The 16,901-nt window shown below is 68.8% G+C and carries 15 protein-coding genes; 7 read left to right on the forward strand and 8 right to left on the reverse strand.

The window, feature by feature from the left end; translation table 11 throughout:
• Positions 1-20: 20 nt before the first annotated feature.
• The 3 genes from OV208_RS16260 to OV208_RS16270 all read right to left on the reverse strand — a co-directional run bounded on the left by OV208_RS16260 (position 21) and on the right by OV208_RS16270 (position 5,898).
• Positions 21-842 (reverse strand): SDR family oxidoreductase, encoded by an 822-nt coding sequence (locus OV208_RS16260; RefSeq protein ID WP_267574742.1) that lies wholly within the window; start codon positions 840-842, stop codon positions 21-23.
• A 107-nt stretch (positions 843-949) separates the two neighbouring features.
• Positions 950-3,229 (reverse strand): Kelch repeat-containing protein, encoded by a 2,280-nt coding sequence (locus OV208_RS16265; protein ID WP_267574743.1) that lies wholly within the window; start codon positions 3,227-3,229, stop codon positions 950-952.
• A gap of 335 nt (positions 3,230-3,564) precedes the next feature.
• Positions 3,565-5,898 (reverse strand): Kelch repeat-containing protein, encoded by a 2,334-nt coding sequence (locus tag OV208_RS16270; protein ID WP_267574744.1) that lies wholly within the window; start codon positions 5,896-5,898, stop codon positions 3,565-3,567.
• A gap of 161 nt (positions 5,899-6,059) precedes the next feature.
• Between OV208_RS16270 and OV208_RS16275 the strand changes: the two genes are divergently transcribed.
• Positions 6,060-8,747 (forward strand): M1 family metallopeptidase, encoded by a 2,688-nt coding sequence (locus OV208_RS16275; protein ID WP_267574745.1) that lies wholly within the window; start codon positions 6,060-6,062, stop codon positions 8,745-8,747.
• A 10-nt stretch (positions 8,748-8,757) separates the two neighbouring features.
• On the opposite strand, the gene OV208_RS16280 is transcribed toward OV208_RS16275, so the two are convergent.
• The 3 genes from OV208_RS16280 to OV208_RS16290 all read right to left on the reverse strand — a co-directional run bounded on the left by OV208_RS16280 (position 8,758) and on the right by OV208_RS16290 (position 10,795).
• On the reverse strand, positions 8,758-9,018 hold the full coding sequence (locus OV208_RS16280; protein ID WP_267574746.1) for a hypothetical protein: 261 nt from the start codon (positions 9,016-9,018) through the stop codon (positions 8,758-8,760).
• A gap of 290 nt (positions 9,019-9,308) precedes the next feature.
• Positions 9,309-9,653, reverse strand: a complete 345-nt coding sequence (locus tag OV208_RS16285; RefSeq protein ID WP_267574747.1) for an antibiotic biosynthesis monooxygenase family protein — start codon at positions 9,651-9,653, stop codon at positions 9,309-9,311.
• Positions 9,650-10,795, reverse strand: a complete 1,146-nt coding sequence (locus tag OV208_RS16290) for a cytochrome P450 (RefSeq protein ID WP_267574748.1) — start codon at positions 10,793-10,795, stop codon at positions 9,650-9,652. The genes OV208_RS16285 and OV208_RS16290 overlap by 4 nt, the downstream gene beginning before the upstream one ends.
• 62 nt (positions 10,796-10,857) lie before the next feature.
• Here OV208_RS16290 and OV208_RS16295 point away from each other — a divergent pair, with 62 nt between their 5' ends.
• Positions 10,858-11,541, forward strand: a complete 684-nt coding sequence (locus tag OV208_RS16295) for an ArsR/SmtB family transcription factor (protein ID WP_267574749.1) — start codon at positions 10,858-10,860, stop codon at positions 11,539-11,541.
• Between the two features lie 24 nt (positions 11,542-11,565).
• On the opposite strand, the gene OV208_RS16300 is transcribed toward OV208_RS16295, so the two are convergent.
• Positions 11,566-12,342 carry a DUF481 domain-containing protein gene (locus tag OV208_RS16300; protein ID WP_267574750.1) on the reverse strand — a complete coding sequence of 259 codons (777 nt, stop codon included), beginning with the start codon at positions 12,340-12,342 and terminating at the stop codon, positions 11,566-11,568.
• 482 nt (positions 12,343-12,824) lie between these two features.
• On the opposite strand from OV208_RS16300, the gene OV208_RS16305 reads away from it, so the two are divergent.
• The 5 genes from OV208_RS16305 (at position 12,825) to OV208_RS41245 (ending at position 16,498) form a co-directional block, all read left to right on the forward strand.
• Complete coding sequence (locus OV208_RS16305; RefSeq protein WP_267574751.1) at positions 12,825-13,256, forward strand: Hsp20/alpha crystallin family protein; 432 nt, start codon at positions 12,825-12,827, stop codon at positions 13,254-13,256.
• A 101-nt stretch (positions 13,257-13,357) separates the two neighbouring features.
• The gene (locus tag OV208_RS16310) at positions 13,358-14,248 is read left to right on the forward strand and encodes a PhzF family phenazine biosynthesis protein (protein ID WP_267574752.1); all 891 of its coding nucleotides are present in this window, start codon (positions 13,358-13,360) and stop codon (positions 14,246-14,248) included.
• Positions 14,249-14,418: 170 nt separating this feature from the next.
• On the forward strand, positions 14,419-15,738 hold the full coding sequence (locus tag OV208_RS16315; RefSeq protein WP_267574753.1) for an amidohydrolase: 1,320 nt from the start codon (positions 14,419-14,421) through the stop codon (positions 15,736-15,738).
• 242 nt (positions 15,739-15,980) lie between these two features.
• Positions 15,981-16,244, forward strand: coding sequence for a hypothetical protein (locus tag OV208_RS41240; RefSeq protein WP_324291384.1), 264 nt, complete (start codon positions 15,981-15,983; stop codon positions 16,242-16,244).
• On the forward strand, positions 16,241-16,498 hold the full coding sequence (locus OV208_RS41245; protein ID WP_324291385.1) for a M57 family metalloprotease: 258 nt from the start codon (positions 16,241-16,243) through the stop codon (positions 16,496-16,498). Before OV208_RS41240 ends, OV208_RS41245 begins: the two co-directional genes overlap by 4 nt.
• On the opposite strand, the gene OV208_RS16325 is transcribed toward OV208_RS41245, so the two are convergent.
• On the reverse strand, positions 16,495-16,674 hold the full coding sequence (locus tag OV208_RS16325) for a hypothetical protein (RefSeq protein WP_267574754.1): 180 nt from the start codon (positions 16,672-16,674) through the stop codon (positions 16,495-16,497). The genes OV208_RS41245 and OV208_RS16325 overlap by 4 nt on opposite strands.
• Between the last annotated feature and the right edge of the window lie 227 nt (positions 16,675-16,901).

A 16,901-nucleotide genomic window follows, 5' to 3' on the forward strand; every position in this document is an offset into this window, starting at 1 on the left:
CCCCGGGGTGGGTGCGACGGTCAGATGAAGTAGTCGGGGAACAGCTCCGCGCCGGGCACGGACTGGTACTTGTCGAAGTCCGTGACGCCCACGCCGCGCAGCACGTCCTCGTCGATGCAGAAGTTGCCGGTGAAGGAGCGGCTGGGCTTGGTGAGGATGGCGTGGGCCGCGTCCGCCATGATCTCCGGCGAGCGGCTGCCCTTGATGGTCTCATCGCCGCCCAGCAGGTTCTGCACGGCGGCGGTGGCGATGACGGTGCGGGGCCAGAGGGCGTTGACGGCGATGCCCTCGTCCTTGAACTCCTCCGCCATGCCGAGCACGCACATGCTCATGCCGAACTTCGCCATGGTGTAGGCGACGTGGGGGCCGAACCAGCGCGCCTCCATGTTGAGCGGCGGCGAGTTGTTGAGGATGTGCGGGTTCGAGGACTTCTTGAGGTACGGCAGGCACGCCTGCGAGCACGCGAAGGTGCCGCGCGTGTTGATGCCGTGCATCAGGTCGAAGCGCTTGAGCGGCGTCTCCAGCGTACCGGTGAGGCTGATGGCGCTGGCGTTGTTCACCAGGATGTCAATGCCGCCGAACGTCTCCACCGCCTTGGCCACGGCCGCGTGGATCTGCGCCTCGTCGCGGATGTCCACCACGCAGGGCAGCGCCTTGCCGCCGGCCGCTTCAATCTCCTTCGCTGCGGTGTAGATGGTGCCGGGCAGCTTGGGGTGCGGGTCGGTCGTCTTCGCCGCGATGATGATGTTGGCGCCGTCCCGGGCCGCGCGCAGCGCGATGGCCAGTCCGATGCCGCGGCTGGAGCCGGTGATGAAGAGGGTCTTGCCTTTGAGGGTGGACATGGGCCGCATCCTCGCTGATTCGAGGCAGGCCGCAATGCCCGGAGCGGTCGGACGCGTGTGGGTCCGACCGCTCTTCAACGGAGCTTCAGGAGAACTTCAGCCCGGGCTCAGGGGGTGTAGAGGAGGACCTGGTTGACGCTCACAAGGGCGTCCCGGTCCCATCCGCCCACGAAGAGCACCTTGCCGTTGGGCAGCAGGGTGGTGGCCATGAAGTAGCGGTTCGACGCCATGCTGGTGGAGAAGGCCACCGTCCCGGTCGCCGGATCGAAGATCTCCGTCGTCAGGCCGACCAGGGAGTTGCCTCCCGCGAGCAGGAGCTTCCCCGAGGCCAGCTGGACCACGGAGGACGACGCGCGGTCATAGGTGAAGTTGCCCACCGTCGTCTGGACGTTGAGGACGGGGTCATACAACGCGACCAGGGGTCCGCCGACGAGCAGGACCTTGCCCGAGGGCTGCAGGAAGGCGTGCGTGAAGGTCCGGGTTGTCATCCCCGTGGCGCCGTTCCAGGTGTTGTTGGACGGATCATAGAATTCCGAGGGGAGGTTGCCGCCCAGGATGAGGACCTTGCCGGACGGCAGCAACACCGCTTCGTGATTGTTATGGGCATACGCCGCGCTCGCCACCGGCACCCATGTCTGCGTCGTGGGGTCGAACAGCTCCGGGATGCGGTTGCTCGTGGTGTCGCCCGTGGTGTTGCCACCGACGACCAGGACCTTGCCGTTGGGCAGCAGCGTCGCCGTGTGATTGCCACGCGCGAAGGCCATGTTCGGCCCGGCTGCCCAGGTGTTGGTGGCGGGGTCGTAGATCTCCACGTTGCGCAGAGGGGTGATGTTCGGGTAGCCCGCGAAGCCACCCGTGACCAGGACCTTGCCGTTGGGCAGCAGCGTTACTGCCGGCGAGTAGTGGGACGTGCCCAGGGAGCCGGCCGGGGACCACGTCGCCGTGGTGGGATCATAAAGCTCCGCGGACGCCAGGATGGGGGTGGAGGAAACCGATCCCCCGAAGATCAGGATCTTTCCGGAGGCCAGGGGGATGAGGCTCGCTCCGAATCGGCGGGCCGTCAGGCTGGCGGTGGCATCCCACCGCGCGACGGTGCTCTCCGGCGGCGGGGTGCAGGTCGGGACCCCTACCACGGCGACGCTGAAGCTCGTGGACGCGGAGAAGCCCAGGGCGTTGGTGACGGTGGCGCTGACGGTGGGGCTGGGGCCATCGGGGATGCAGGCCGGCGCCTTCCAGGCGATCTCGCTGGAAGTGAAGCCGGAGGTGGCCGTGCCCAGCGTGCCGTGGCTCGACGCCCAGGCGAAGGTGAGCGCGCTGCCATTGCCATCCTCCGCGAGGACGCGGAACGTCACGGTGCCATCGCCGGCCACGGAGAGCGCGCTCTGGTTCGAAAGGACGATGCGCGGGGGCACGTTGGCGACGGGGCCCGTGCCGACGCAGATGCGCAGGGTGCCCTGCGTCTGTCCGCCGTTCGGATCCTTCGCGGTGACGGTGAGCGAGCAGTTGCCGCAGGACTCGCCGGCCGGCACCGCGCTCGGGGTGAAGGCCGCCGTGCTGGTGGTGTCGTCCGTCCAGGTGCCAGCGCAGGACGCCGTCCACTGGTAGGTCAGCGCGTCGCCGTCCGGGTCCGTCACGTCCGCGACCACGGTGGTGCTCTGGCCCACCGGCAGGGGGGATTGCGACGCGGTGACGCGGTTCACGGCGGGGGAGACGTTGAAGGTCACGGACACCTGGGCGACGCCCGTGTCCGGTCCGCCGTCCGTCGAGATGACCGTGATGTTGATGCGGATGACCGCGGTGGCGCCGCGCGAGTCAGTGACCGTCAGCGTCAGCGTGACGACGCCCGCCGTGGCGGGGGCCGTCCAGGTCGTCGTCGCGAGCGTGGCCGAACCGAAGGTGCCGCCCGTCGCCGTCCACGCGTAGGTGAACGTGTCCGACGTGTCCGCGTCATGCGCGGTGGCCTGGAGGGACAGCGTGCCCCCGGGCAGCACGGTGCTGGCGGACGCCACCAGCGAGTCGATGCAGGGCGCCGAGTTGTCGAAGGGCCCGGGCACATTCAGGGCCTGGAGCGTGATGGCGACCACCGACGTGGTGCCCGCCGTGATGGTGACATCCGTCGCCGCGCCCCGGTAGCGCAGGGAGCCGTCCGCCGCGAAGGCCTCGGCGGTGAACGTGCGCTGGGTGCCCGCGGGGACCTGGTACAGCGTGCCGCTCCAACTGTCCGTGCTCTTCGTGAGCACGGTCGTGGACGTGGCCACGCCCGGGGCCGTCAGCGTCACCGTCACGCGGGTGACCTCATCGCCCGCGAGCGCCTGCGGCACCGCGCTGATGAACCGCACGTCACCGGTTTCGGGCACTGGCTCGTCGGTGTCAGGGCTGCAAGCCATGACCGCCAACGCAAAGCTGGTTGCCACGTAAAACATAACACTAGACAGAGGGGTCTGTCGACGCATCGCACCTTCCGGGTGGGAAATGGAAGGATCGCGATCTAGCAGACCAGACAACGAATCAAAGTTTGTGTTTAAATAGGGATGGGTGTCTGTCCAAACCCTTTCGGGGTCCATGCATACCCTGGAGGTCGGGTGGGGAGCCCTATGCAGCGGCTCCTCTGTCCTTGTTGCAGGATAGGATGTCGCGGTGCCCCCTCGCAGGGAAGACCGCGGTCGGACCCGTTGACGACCACGTCCGCGTGCACGGATTGCGCGCGGACGTGGAGCTTCCATCAGGGCGTGTAGAGGAGCGCCGCGTTCAGATAAACGGACCTGTCGCGATCATACCCGGCGGCGAAGAGGACCTTGCCCGAAGCAAGGACGCTGGCGGCCATCAGGTATCGCGAGGTGGGCATGCTGGTCGTGAAGGAGGCCTTTCCGGTCGCGGGGTCGAAAATCTCGGTTGTCAGACCGATGCTCGACGTCCCGCCCGTCACGAGGAGCTTGCCTGAAGGTAACTGGATGAGTGACGCGTAGGTGCGCGCATGGGTGAAGGAGCCCACTGGGGTCTGCACATTGAGCGCGGGGTCATAGACGGAGATGAGCGTCCCCGCGACCATCAGCACCTTGCCTGACGGAAGCAGGAAGGCATGCGTCCAGCCTGTGCCGGTGACGCCGGTGGCGGGGGTCCAGGTGTTCGCGCTGGGGTCGTAGAGCTCCGCGCTCAAACCGCCGCCCACCACAAGGACCTTTCCGGACGGCAGCAGCACCGCGGCGTGTCCCTCGCGGCTGCCTGGTGCCGCGCTGGTCATGGGCGTCCAGGTGTTGGCCGCGGGGTCGTAGAGTTCCGGGATGCGGACGCTCGTCGCGTCCCCGGTGAGGTTGCCGCCGACGACCAGGACCTTGCCGGAAGGCAGCAGGGTCGCGGTGTGGGTGGTGCGGACGAACGTCATGGAGGCCGCCGCCGTCCAGGTGTTGGTCGCGGGGTCGTAGATGTCCACGTTCTTCTGGGGAACGTTGGTGTGGGTGGCCGCCCATCCGCCCGTGAACAGCACCTTGCCCGAGGGCAGCAGCGTCATTGTCGGAAATACGCGGCCCACGCTCATGTTGCCGGCCGAGGTCCAGCTCGCCGTGTCGGGGGAATAGAGTTCCGCCGACGTGAAACCGTTGCCTCCGATACTTCCTCCCACCACCAGGACCTTCCCGGAAGGAAGGGTGACCGCGCCTGCACTGTGGCGGGGCGTCAACAGGTTGCCCGTGCCCTCCCACTGCCCCGAGTTCTCCGGCGCGCAGTCCGGAGTCCCCAGGACCGCGATGCTGAACGTCGTCGACACGGAGAAGCCCTTCGCGTTGGTGACGGTGGCGGTGACGGACGGTGCCGGGCCCGACGGGGCACAGGTGGGCGCCTTCCAGGAGTTCTCGCTGGAGGTGAACCCCGACGACGCCGTGCCCAGCGTGCCGGTGCTCGCGGCCCACGCGAAGGCGAGCGCGCTGCCATCCCCATCCTCCGCCAGGACGCGGAACGTCACGGTGCCGCCACCGTTCACGCTGGTGGCGCTCTGGTTGGCGAGCACGATGCGCGGAGGCACGCTGGCCCCCGTGCCCGGCCCCACGCAGACGCGCAGGGTGCCCTGCGACTGGCCACCCTTCGGATCCCTCACGGTGACACTGAGCGCGCAGCTTCCACAGGCGTCGCCCGCGGGCACGGCGCTGGGAGTGAACGTCGCCGCGCTGGAGGTGGCCTGGGTCCAGCTTCCCGCGCAGGACGTGGCCCACTGATAGGAGAGCGTGTCGCCGTCGCCGTCCGAAGCCTGGGCGGTGACGACCGTTCCCTGGCCCACCGGAACCGGCGAGCGAGACGCCGTGATGCGTTGGACCGAAGGCGAGGTGTTGAACGAGACCGTCACCGACGCCGCGCCGGAGCCCGCGCCGCCATCCGTGGAGACCACCGTGATGTCCACGCGGAGGGTGGACGCGGCGCCGCGCGAATCAGTGACGGTCAACGTCAGGGCGTAGCTGCCAGCGGTCGTGGGGGCCGTCCAGATCGTCGCGCCCGCCCCGGGCGAACCGAAGGTCCCGTCCGTCGCCGTCCAGGCATAGGAGAAGGTGTCGGATGTGTCCGGATCATGCGCTGTCGCCTGGAGGGAGAGGCTGCCCCCGGGCAACACGGTGCTGGCGGATGCCACGAGTGAGTCGATGATGGGCGCGGTGTTGTCGAACGCGCCTCCCACCTGGAGGGATTGGAGCGTGATGGCGACCACCGCCGTGGTCCCCGCCGTGATGGTGACGCCCGTGGCCTGGCCTCGGTAGCGCAGCGAACCGTCCGCGCCAAAGGCCTCCGCCGTGAACGTCCGCTGGGTGCCCACGGGGACCTGATACAGCGTTCCGCTCCACGTCCCGTCCACCCGGGTGAGCGCCGTCGTGGAGGTGGGAACGCCGCTGGCGGTCAGCGTGACCGTGACCCGGCTGACCTCGTCACCCGCCAGGGCCTGGGGCAACGACCCCATGAATCTCACGTCCCCCGTCTCCAGGGTTTCCGCGCTGGAGGCACCGCAGCCCGCGAGCGTCACCGCCGCCGCGAGGACAAGGCACACGAGTGTCCGGGACGCGCTGTCTTTTCTTTGCATGAAATTCTTTCAGGGGAGGGGTTGGGAGTGGATGTTTGGTTTATCAGAGTCCAGAAATGTTTGTAGATGGGTCTGCCCGGATCTCGGAGTCTGTCCAAACCCTTTCAGGGGTCGGTGATTACCCTGGACGTCGGGTGGGGGGACGCTACGCTCCAGCACCCATGAACCGTCTCCTCCTGCTGCTCGCTGTCGCGGTGACCGTCCGCTGTGCCCATGCGCCGGAGGCCGCGCCGCCCCCCGCCGCCGCGCCCGTCGCCGTCGCGTGGCCGGAGCCCCAGCCCCCCACGCTGCGTCTGCCGGACACGGTGCGACCCCTGCGCTACGCATTGGACCTGAAGCTGCTGCCCACGGAGGCCACCTATCCGGGCAGTGTCGCCATCGACGTGGAGGTGCTCAAGCCGGTGCGTCAGGTGTGGCTGCATGGCCAGGATTTGGAGGTGTCTCGCGCGAGGGTGACGGTGGGAGGCCGCACCTTCGACGCGAAGCCCGTCTCCGAAAGTGAGGGGCGCCTGGGATTGCTGTTGCCGGAGGAGTTGCCCAGGGGCACGGCGACGCTCACCCTGGACTTCACCGGCAAGGTGGACCGCGAGCGCAGCCAGGGCGTCTATGGGCAGGCGGAGGGGGGTGAGTCCTATCTCTACACGTTCTTCGAGCCCATCGACGCGCGGCGTGCGTTTCCGTGCTTCGACGAGCCGACCTTCAAGGTGCCCTGGACGCTGCGCCTGACGGTGAAGGCGGGGCACGTGGCCCTGGCCAACCATCCCGTCGTGTCGCGCGAGCCCGTGGCGGACGGACTGGAGCGCGTCACGTTCGCTCAGAGCCGGCCCATGCCCAGCTATCTGGTGGCCTTCATCGTGGGGCCGTTCGACGTGGTGGAGGCGGGCACGGTGGGGCGCGCGAACGTGCCCCTGCGCTTCATTGTTCCGAAGGGCCGGGGCGGCGAGACGCGCTACGCCGCGAGCGTCACGCCGCGCATCGTGAAGGGGCTGGAGGACTTCTTCGACCAGACGTACCCGTACGAGAAACTGGATGTGGCGGTGGTGCCCCGCTACTGGGGCACGATGGAGCACCCGGGGCTCGTGGCGCTCGGGCAACCGCTGACACTGATTCCTCCTGGTGAGGAGACGCTGAATCGGCGCCGCTCCTACGCGGTCATCGCCAATCACGAACTGGGGCACTACTGGTTCAGCGCTGTCGTCACCAACGCATGGTGGAACGACATCTGGCTGAATGAGTCTTTCACCGCCTGGTTGGATCGGCAGACGGTGGACCGGCTGGAGCCGTCCTGGAGCTACCAGCAGGAGCGGGCCATGTCCGCGACGGAGTCGGCGTTGGCGTCGGATGCACTGGAGGCCGCGCTGCCGGTGCGCAAGCCGGTGGTGAGCAACGACGACATCGTGGGTTCGTTCGACAATGCCACGACGTATGACAAGGGTTCCTCCGTCATCGCCATGTACGAGGCGTGGCTGGGCGCGGAGCGGTTCCGCGACGTGATGCGTGGCTATGTCCGCAAGCACGCGTGGGGCGTGACGACGACGGAGGACTTCCTGGCGGAGGTGTCCCTGGCGGCGGGGCCGGAGGTGGCGAGTTCCTTTGGTGGCTTCATCGAGAAGGGCGGCGCACCGAGGGTGTCCGCGCAGGTGACGTGTCCGGCGGGCGGCGCGCCGACGGTGAAGCTGTCGCAGGAGCGGTATCTGCCCGTGGGCTCGCGGGCGAGCACGCAGCAGGAATGGCTGGTGCCGGTCTGTCTGAAGGCGGGGACGGGGACGCAGTCGGCCCGGGTGTGTTCGATGCTGAAGGGCCCCACGATGGAGGTGGCGCTGCCCACGGAGCAGTGCCCGGCGTGGGTCCTGCTCAACGCGGGCGGCACGGGCTACTACCGTGGCGGCTACACGCGCGAACAGCTCACGAAGCTGCTGGCGACCCCGGTCTCCGCGTTCACGACGGGCGAGCAGGCGGCCCTCTGGGCGGACGTGGACGCGGCGGTGGGGCGCGGGGACCTGCCGCTCGGGGAGGCACTGAAGGCCGTGCCGGCCACGGCGCGCTCGCCGGAGCGACTCGTGGTGCAGAGCGGGGCATCGCTGCTCTGGCAGGTGCGGATGGACCGCCTTTCCGTGGAGGAGCGGAAGCGCTTTCGGGCCTGGGTGGCGTCGCTCTATGGGCCGCATGCACGGGCCCTGGGGTGGGTGTCGAGGGCCGGGGATGACGACGCGGTGAAGCAGACGCGTTCGCTGTTCCTGCACCTGGCGGGAGGACTGGGCGACGACCCGGCGCTGGTGAAGGAAGCCGCGCCCCTGGTGCGCGCGTGGCTCGCGGACCGCGAGTCCGTGGATCCAGAGGCGCTGAGCAGTGCGCTGCCCCGGGCGGCGGCGCATGGGGATGCGGACCTGTTCGACGCGTTGTTGGCGGCCGCGAAGAAGGAGCAGGACCGGAACGAGCGCGTCCGGCTTTTGACGGCGCTGAGCTACTTCCGGAAGCCGGAGCTGACGCGGCGGGCGCTGGCCCTGGTGGTGGGGTCGGACTTCGACACGCGGGATGCCCTGGGCATCCTGAAGATGTCGCTGAACATGCCGGAGACGCAGCCGCTGGCCTGGGAGTTCTACCGCGCGCGGTTCGACGTGCTCGCCCAGCGGCTGCGCTCGGATGAGCAGGGCGGGCTCATCAACCAGGTGGGCAATCTCTGTGAGGAGACCCAGCTCGCGGAGGCGGAGACCTTCCTCACGCCCCGGGTGAAGCGCGTGGAGGGCGGACCGCGCGCGCTGGCCCGGGCGGTGGAGTCCATCCGCCTGTGCATCGAATCCGCGAAGCTCCAGCAGCAGAGCGTCCGGGACTTCCTCCGCACCCGGTGAGGCACGTGTATCAGGGGCCGTAGGGGCACAGCTTCAGCATCTCCGCGATGGGCGGACGGCAGAGCTGTACGAGCTGTGCCTCATCCAGGAACGAGGACGTCCGCGCCTTGAGGAAGCACGACGCGGGATCATCCGATGCCGTGGAGTACTGACAGAGCTGGAGCGCCTGCGGGTCCGACAGGAAGCCTCCGGCCTGGACGCGGCGGAAACACCGGGCCGGGGCGTCGGAGCTGGCGCCCTGGCAGAGCTGGGCCGCGAGGGTTTCGCTCACGGCGCCTCCCCCAGCGCGGGTCGCCTCGAAGCAGGAGAACTGCGGCGACCCTTCGGAATCTTCGGGCGGGTCCGCTATCTGTCCCAACGCCGGAAACCCAAGCAACAGGGCAGCCAGCCCCAGGGCTCCTGTTCCATGCACCGCGAGCCGTGCGTTCCAGACCCCATCCTTCATCGTGCACCTCCGGAAGAAGGTGGGGGAGTCATTGCCCGCATGCGACGGGGGGAGACGCCACACATGGGGCTGTCCGAACGGAAGGCCTTTCAGAGACCTGCCGTCGCCCCTCCGACTCAGCCGTGCACGGAGCGACTGTCGGCGGGCACGGCTGCTCGGTCCTTCATTCCGTAGTCCCTCACGACCTGGGCCACGCGCAGGCGGTAGTCCCGGAACACATATTCCCTTGCTTCGCTCTGGGCTTCGCGGTGGGCTTCCAGACGTCGCCATTCCGCCACCGAGCCCTCGTCGCGCCAGTAGGACAGCGACAGCAACTTGCCCGGTTCGGTGAGGCTCTGGAATCGCTCGATGGAGATGAAGCCATCAATGCCCGACAACAAGGGCCGCAGCTCCGCGGCGAGCTCCAGATACCGCTGGCGGTGGTCTTCGTGGGCCTGGACTTCGAAGATGACGGCAATCATGACAGACCTCCCAGGATGCGAGCGTTGGTGGACGCGCGCCAGGTAACCCACTGCGACAGCGGGGTAAGCTCCAGGCCGCTTGCGAGCACGCGCTCCACCGCCGCGGACGCCATCGTCACCGCGAGCGCCTGTCCCGGACAGGCATGGGCCCCCACGCCGAAGGTGAAGGTCCGGCGAGCCGAGCGGCGTGGGAGGAAGGTGTCGGGCTGGGGATTCACGCGGGGATCGCGGTTCGCGGCGGCGAGGACGACGACCACTGTTGAGCCCGCTTCCAATGTCTGACCCGCGACCGTCGCGCGCGCATGGAGGAAGCGTCGGGTGTTCTGGATGGGGGAGCCGTGACGGGCCGCTTCGCGGACGACATCTTCGAGGGCGCACTCGCCTCGGGAAAGCTGCTCCCGCAGGCCGGGCATCCGCGCGAACGCCATCAGTGAGGCCCCCACGAGGCCCGCGGTGGCTTCATACGCCTGGGTGAGCAGGCCCACCGCGTTGGGAATCAGCGCTTCGACGGGCGCTCCCTCGTGCTGCATCCGCGCGGCGAAGGCGCTCAACGCCAGGGGGATGCGAGGCCCTGCTCGAAGGCTCGTGGCCACATGTTCAACGAGCCGTGCGGCGGCCATGGCTCCCATGTCGCTCTCCGCGGGATGGGCGACCGAACGGACATAGGCCTCCACGTCCCGTGCGCTCTCCTCCAGTGACTCCTCCGGGAATCCGAGCAGGGTGCCGAGCACGAACACGGGGAATTGGAGCGCCAGCCCCGGCAGGCGTGACAGCGGGGGCTCGGAGAATAGCCGCACGGCCTGGCGGTGGCCTTCCGCTTCCACCGCCTGCATCACCGTGGGAAGCGCATCAGCCAGGGCCTGCTTCACGAAAGGGTAGGGCGCGGCGTCGTTCATCCGCACGAGTCGCCCGAAGAGCGCGCCAGCGGCGGTGTCCACGAGGTGCGCGGGAACGGGATCCGCCGCGGGCCGCACCCGACAGTGCTCGCTCGTGAGCACGGCCTGCACCGTGGCTGCATCCGCCGCGATCCATGGCTCGAAGCCTTCGACGCGTTGCAGCCCGCCCCGGGCACACAGGCCCGCGTAGTACGGGGTGGGGTCGGGATGGGTGACGGCCTGATAGGGGTCGGTGGGCGGTATCATTGTTCCTCGCTTGGGACACTCTGCTCCCGCTGCCCCCTCCCTGTGCTAGGAAATGGTTCGTCATGGAGCGAACGATGGATGCAGGGCCGGACCTTGCCGCGCTGGCGGGTGCCGTGGGGGATGCCACGCGGATCCGGATGCTGGAGTTGCTCATGGAGGGGCGGTCGCTCGTCGCCAAGGAGCTGGCCTTCGGCACCGGCGTCAGCCCCGCGACGGCCACCGCGCACCTCAAGCGGTTGGAGCAGGCCCAGTTGATCCGCTCGACCCGCCAGGGACGCAACAAGGTGTTCCGGCTCGCCACGCCCACCGTGGCGCGGATGGTGGAAGCGCTGATGACGGTGGCGGTCCGGGGACCCCGTGTCTCGGCCGCGCCGGAGCCCCTCCGGGCCGCTCGCTACTGCTACGACCACCTGGCGGGAAGGCTCGGGATGGGCATCACCGATGCGCTCCTGCGCGGCGGGCACCTGTCGTTGCGGCGCCGTGCCTTCGCGCTGACGCCGAGCGGCGAGGAGTGGTTCGAGGCGTTCGGAATCGAGCTGGCCCCCTTGCGAGACCAGCGCCGCCAGTTCGCGCACCGCTGCCTGGACTGGAGCGAGCGGCGCGACCACCTGGCCGGGGCGCTGGGGGCGGCGCTCGCCTCACGGGTGTTCTCGTTGGGCTGGGTCGAACGTCAACCCGATTCGCGCGGACTCGTCGTCACGCCCTCGGGTCAGCGCGGGCTGAAGCGTCTCTTCGGCGCGCTGTGAGCGGACACCTTCGTGCGCATGGGGCTAGAGCTTCACGCCCACGGTGGTGCGAAGCTGGGTGTCCATCGCCGGCACCGTCGCGGGCGGTGCGCTGTCGTAGGTGAGGTTGAAGCCGATGCCCACCGTGATGCGGGGGTTGGGCGTCACCGCGAACAGGGTCTCGTTGAGCACGCGCAGGTCGGAGGGGCGGGTGACGCGCGGCTGGAAGTACACCGTCTCCACGAGCTGGATGTTCTCCATCAGCTTCACCCGGCCCAGCAGGTAGCTGGACATGCGCGGGTCCGTGTAGCGGTCTCCCGCGTCCGCCTCACCGTCCTTGCGCAGCCGCTCGTGCTCCACCATCAGCGCGATGCCGAAGGTGAGCCCCGTGGCCTCCTCGTTGAACAGCACGAAGCGCGGCCCTGCCCCCAGCAGGGCCCGCAATTGGAGCCGGCGGAACTCGTTGTATTCGTGCTGGACGAAGGCTTCGCCGGACACGCGGTCGGTGAAACGGCGGCGGTAGCGCACGTGCTCCAGCACCTGGCTCACGATGCGCTCGCCACTGGCGAACGAGTACTCGCCGCGGATGACGCCCAGCCAGACGTTGCGCTCGGAGCGCAGCTGCCCCACCAGCGAGCCGCGCACGGAGAACAGCTGCGTGCTGCCCGTGCGCCAGTCGCCCCCCAGCTCGATCGCCGCCGCCGGTCCCAGCTCCGCCTTGTCATCGAAGAGCGCCTGGACGTTGACGATCTGCGCCGACGCGCTGCCCGCCTGGAGCAGCAGCACCAGCACCACCCACCCACCTGACTTCGAAAGATTCATGTCCCCCTGCTGTGCCTGTTCGGAAGCGTTCGTTCAACCCCGTTGTGAGGGGGCGCGCGGGGGGCTCCAGTGCTGGACGGTGGCGGGGCAGGGCAACGCCCGGCCGTGTTTCCACCGGAGCAGTGGGCCTGCGGCCGCCTCTTGATGAGGCCCGGGCGCGCCGTCAGCTTCCACTTGGGATGATCCCCATCCCGATTCGAATCGAGGGTGCTGCCTGACGGGCCAGCCGCCAGCCGGGCCGCCTCCGGGAGGACATCATGGCAACCGACAACACGAAGGCTGGGGGACCTGGGGCCCCGTCCACCGCACCGGCCGTGAGGAAGGGCTCGGAGTCGCCCAGGTCGTTCGACGCTCCCGAGGACACCGTCGGCGCTTCGGCCCGGGGCTCGGGGATTTCGCGCCGTGAGTCCCAGGCGCCCGCCGTTTCCAGAGGGAGCGCCGCCCAGGGGTCGTTCGGTCTCTTCCGCAGGATGATGGAGGACATGGAGCAGCTCTTCGCGGACTACGGCCTGGGACGCAGCCTCCGCAGTGGCGGGGATGTCGAGTTCGGTCCCTGGTCGCCCCGGGTGGACATCTTGGAGCGGGACGGCAACCTCCTGGTGCGGGCCGACCTGCCGGGAATGAAGCAGGACGACATCCGCGTCGAGGTGCTGGATGACCTGCTCATCCTCGAAGGCGAACGCAGCTTCGAGCAGGAGGAGGAGCAGGGCGACATCTGGCGCATGGAGCGTGGCTTCGGCTCGTTCCTGCGAACCCTGCCGCTCCCGGAAGGCATCGACGCGGACACCGTCCAGGCCCGGTTCGAGAACGGCGTCCTGGAGGTCTCCATGAAGCTGCCGCAAATCCGGGCGCAGGGCCGGCGCATCGAGGTGAAGGGGAGCTCCAGGGGCACACCGAAGAAGCCCATCCATTGAGGGGCCACTCTCCTCAAAGGCAGACTCCCGCGCTTGACGGGGGCTGGAGGGCGGAGCATGCCTGCGTCCTTCAGTCCCCCTTCCTCCGCCGGGAGTCCTCCATGCAGGTGCAGATCATCGACGCGTTCACCCGGACCCCCGGCGTGGGCAATCGTGCTGGCGTGATGCTCGACGCGGCGTCGCTCGATGCGTCCACGATGCAGCGGATCGCCGCGGTGGTGAGCGCTTCGGAGACGGCCTTCGTCCTGTCCCGGCCGGAGGACCCCACGGTGCGTCTGCGCTACTTCACGCCCGTGGATGAGATTCCCTTCTGTGGCCACGCCACCGTCGCCACCTTCCACCTGCTCGCGGAGAGGGGGCTCTTGCGAAGCCCGGGTGTGTATCGCCTGGAGTGCCCCGCCGGCACGTTCGACATCGAGCTGGAGCCCCGGGGGACGCAGGGGACCCGGGTGTGGATCGTCACGCCCCAGCCGGCGGCGCAGGTGAGCCCTGTGACGCTGGAGGCGCTGATGCCCACGCTGGGCGGCAGGGTGGAGCAGGTGGAGCCGGCGTTGCCGGTGATCCGCCAGGGACACCGCCTGATGGTGCCCTTGAAGCGGCGGGAGGACCTGGAGTCATTGACGCCGCGAGGCGCGGTGATGAATGCCCTGCTGATGCCGCACGGCGTGCGGGGCGTGTACCTCTTCACGTTGGACGCGAAGGAGCAGGGCAGCGTCGCGCAGGCGCGCTACTTCGTCCCGGGCTTCGGCATCCTGGAGGATCCGGTGACGGGCTCCGCCGCGGGCCCGTTGGCGGCCTACCTCGTCGAGCACGGCGCCCTGCGCCTGCCGGAGCAGGGTGGCACGGTGTCCGGTCGCATCGAACAGGGAGACACCCTGGGCAAGCCGGGCCGCATCGACATCGAAGTCACGGGCAAGCCGGGCCGCATCGAGCGCGCCCGCGTCGGTGGTGTGGCCCTCACCGTGATGGACGCGACGATCGTCGCGCAGTGAAGCGTCCGGCGCTTTCCATTCAACAGGCCAATCCATCCTCGACGTAGAGCGCTGGAATCATCTCAAGCCAGTTCAGGGGCTTCGAGGTCCATCCCAGATGCTCGGAAGCAGCCCCTCCGCGTCGCGGTACGTGCTGTAGTGATGGCCCCTGACGGACAGGAGGCTTCCTGGTGAAATCGCTTCCCTTTCTTTCCTTGCTCTTCGCCTGCCTGGCGGTGCCCGGCGGCCCCGTGCTCGCGGCGGCGCCCCCTCCCGCTGCCATCGAGGGACTGGACGCGCTGTACCCCGAACTGGACGCGCTCTACCGCGACCTGCACCAGACGCCCGAGCTGTCACTCCAGGAGGAGAAGACGGCGGCGAAGCTGGCCGAGCGCCTTCGCAAGCTCGGCTTCGAGGTGACCCCGAAGGTGGGCGGGCACGGCGTGGTGGCCCTGCTGCGCAACGGCAAGGGGCCCACGGTGATGCTGCGCACGGACCTGGACGCGCTGCCGGTGGAGGAGAAGACGGGGCTGCCCTACGCCAGCAAGACGAAGTCGAAGGATGCGGCCGGAGCGGATGTCGCGGTGATGCACGCGTGCGGGCACGACGTGCACATGACGTCCTGGCTTGGCACGGCCACGCTGCTGGCGCGGACGAAGGACCGGTGGCGTGGCACGCTGATGCTGGTGGGGCAGCCGGCCGAGGAGATTGGTGCGGGGGCCCGGCAGATGCTGGCGGATGGTCTGTTCAAGCGCTTCCCCAAGCCGGACTTCGCCGTGGCCCTGCACACCGTGTCCACCGCCGCCGCGGGGACGGTGCAGTTCACCCCCGGCTATGCGCTGGCGAGCGTGGACTCGGTGGACGTCACCCTCCACGGCAAGGGCGGGCACGGCGCGTACCCGCACACCACCGTGGACCCGGTGGTGATGGCGGCGCGCACCATCCTCTCGCTGCAGACGCTCATCAGCCGGGAGAAGAGCCCGCTGGAGCCGGGGGTGATCACGGTGGGCGCCATCCACGGTGGCACCAAGCACAACATCATCCCGGACGAGGTGCGCCTGCAGCTCACGGTGCGCACGTACAAGCCGGAGGTCCGCAAGGCGCTGCTGGCCGGCATCGAGCGCATCGCCAAAGCGGAGGCGATGGCCTCCGGAGCGCCCCGCCCCCCCGACGTCAATGTCACCGAGGGCACGCCCGCCACCTTCAATGACCCCGCGCTCACGAAGCGGCTGGTGGACGCGGTGGGCAAGGTGCTGGGCGAGAAGAACCTCAGCGAGACACCGCCTGTCATGGGCGGCGAGGACTTCTCCGAGTACGGCCGCGCGGGCGTGCCCGCGGTGATGATGTGGCTGGGCATCACCGAGCCCAAGCGCTTCGCCGAGGCCAAAGCCGCGGGGGAGACGCTCCCTTCCCCGCACTCGCCTGTCTATGCGCCGGACCGCGAGCGCACGCTGCGCACCGGCGTCACCCTGCTGACCACCGCCGCGTTGGAACTGCTCGGGAGGCCTTGAGGGGAACGCCGGGTTCGGCGGCCTCTTCGTCCGCGTCTTGGTCGCGGACACGACCCTCCGGGGGCAGCAGCTCCTGGGGGGCTGTGCAGACGCATCAAGGCCCCTGGGACGCGAACGAGTCGACGACGCGGCGCATCGGGTTTGGAGCTGTGGGTCAGACGAATGCGCTATGAGACGTCGCGCGGTCCTGGCTTGAGTTTCCAGCGGACATGCCTTCCCCGCAGTCTGCGATAAGAGTCCCCATGTTCAAGCAGGTAGCAGTCCTCGCAATGGCATGTAGCGCATTGCTGGTCGGCTGCGGTTCCGACTCGCAGACCGAGCAAGAGGAGATCATCTCCAATCTCATCGAGGCCGGCTTTCCGGCCGATGACATCCGGGTCGCGGACGACGCCGTGTACGTGGGCGGCGACGCCCATGTGACGCTCGCGGCGTCCCGCGAGATGCTCCAGGTCCCTCGGGGAGCGCGGAGCAGTACCGCACGACCAACCTCGTCGGTCCGAGCGTGACGAAGATCTGCGTCAACCCCACCGCCCTGTTCAACAGCTACCCCCTGCTGAGCCAGGGGCTCGAGCTGGCCATCGCCAACTCCAATGAGCGGGGGCTCCGATTCACCTTCGCGCGCGGCCCGACCACCGGCTGCACCGCGAACATCATCACGAAGACCCATACGAGCCCCAACAGCATCGCGGGCTTCCCTTCAGATGGACTCCCGTATTGGATCATCGACATCACCGCGCTGAATTACCTCTACGGCCCCTAGTTGATGAAGAGCGCGCTCGTCTTGCGCTCTTTCTTCACCCACATCAATCTGCCTGTGCGTGCATTCAGCGCCCCGGCCACAGACCGCTTCCGGTTGTTGCCCGGCGTCACGGCTTCCCGCCGCTGCCCGGGCAGCACCCAGTCGGGACCGATTTCGGGGTTGAGGTGCACGTCCATCTCATCCTCGGAGAGGACGGGCTCGTTGACTCGGAGGTAGGTCGCCCTGCACTTCAGGCAGGGCCCGCTTCTTCTTCCGGTTCTTGCGCACACAAGGCCGAACGGAGCGGGGCCCTGCCACTTCCACGCTCCGCCAGCGCCACGCTCCACGGCTGGGCAGGTGTAGGGACTCACCGGCCAGGTCACTGCGGACTGGAAATCCGGTCTGTGATGCCCCTCCGGGCACG

The sequence above is a fragment of the Corallococcus sp. bb12-1 genome (assembly GCF_026626765.1).
Lineage (GTDB): Bacteria > Myxococcota > Myxococcia > Myxococcales > Myxococcaceae > Corallococcus > Corallococcus terminator.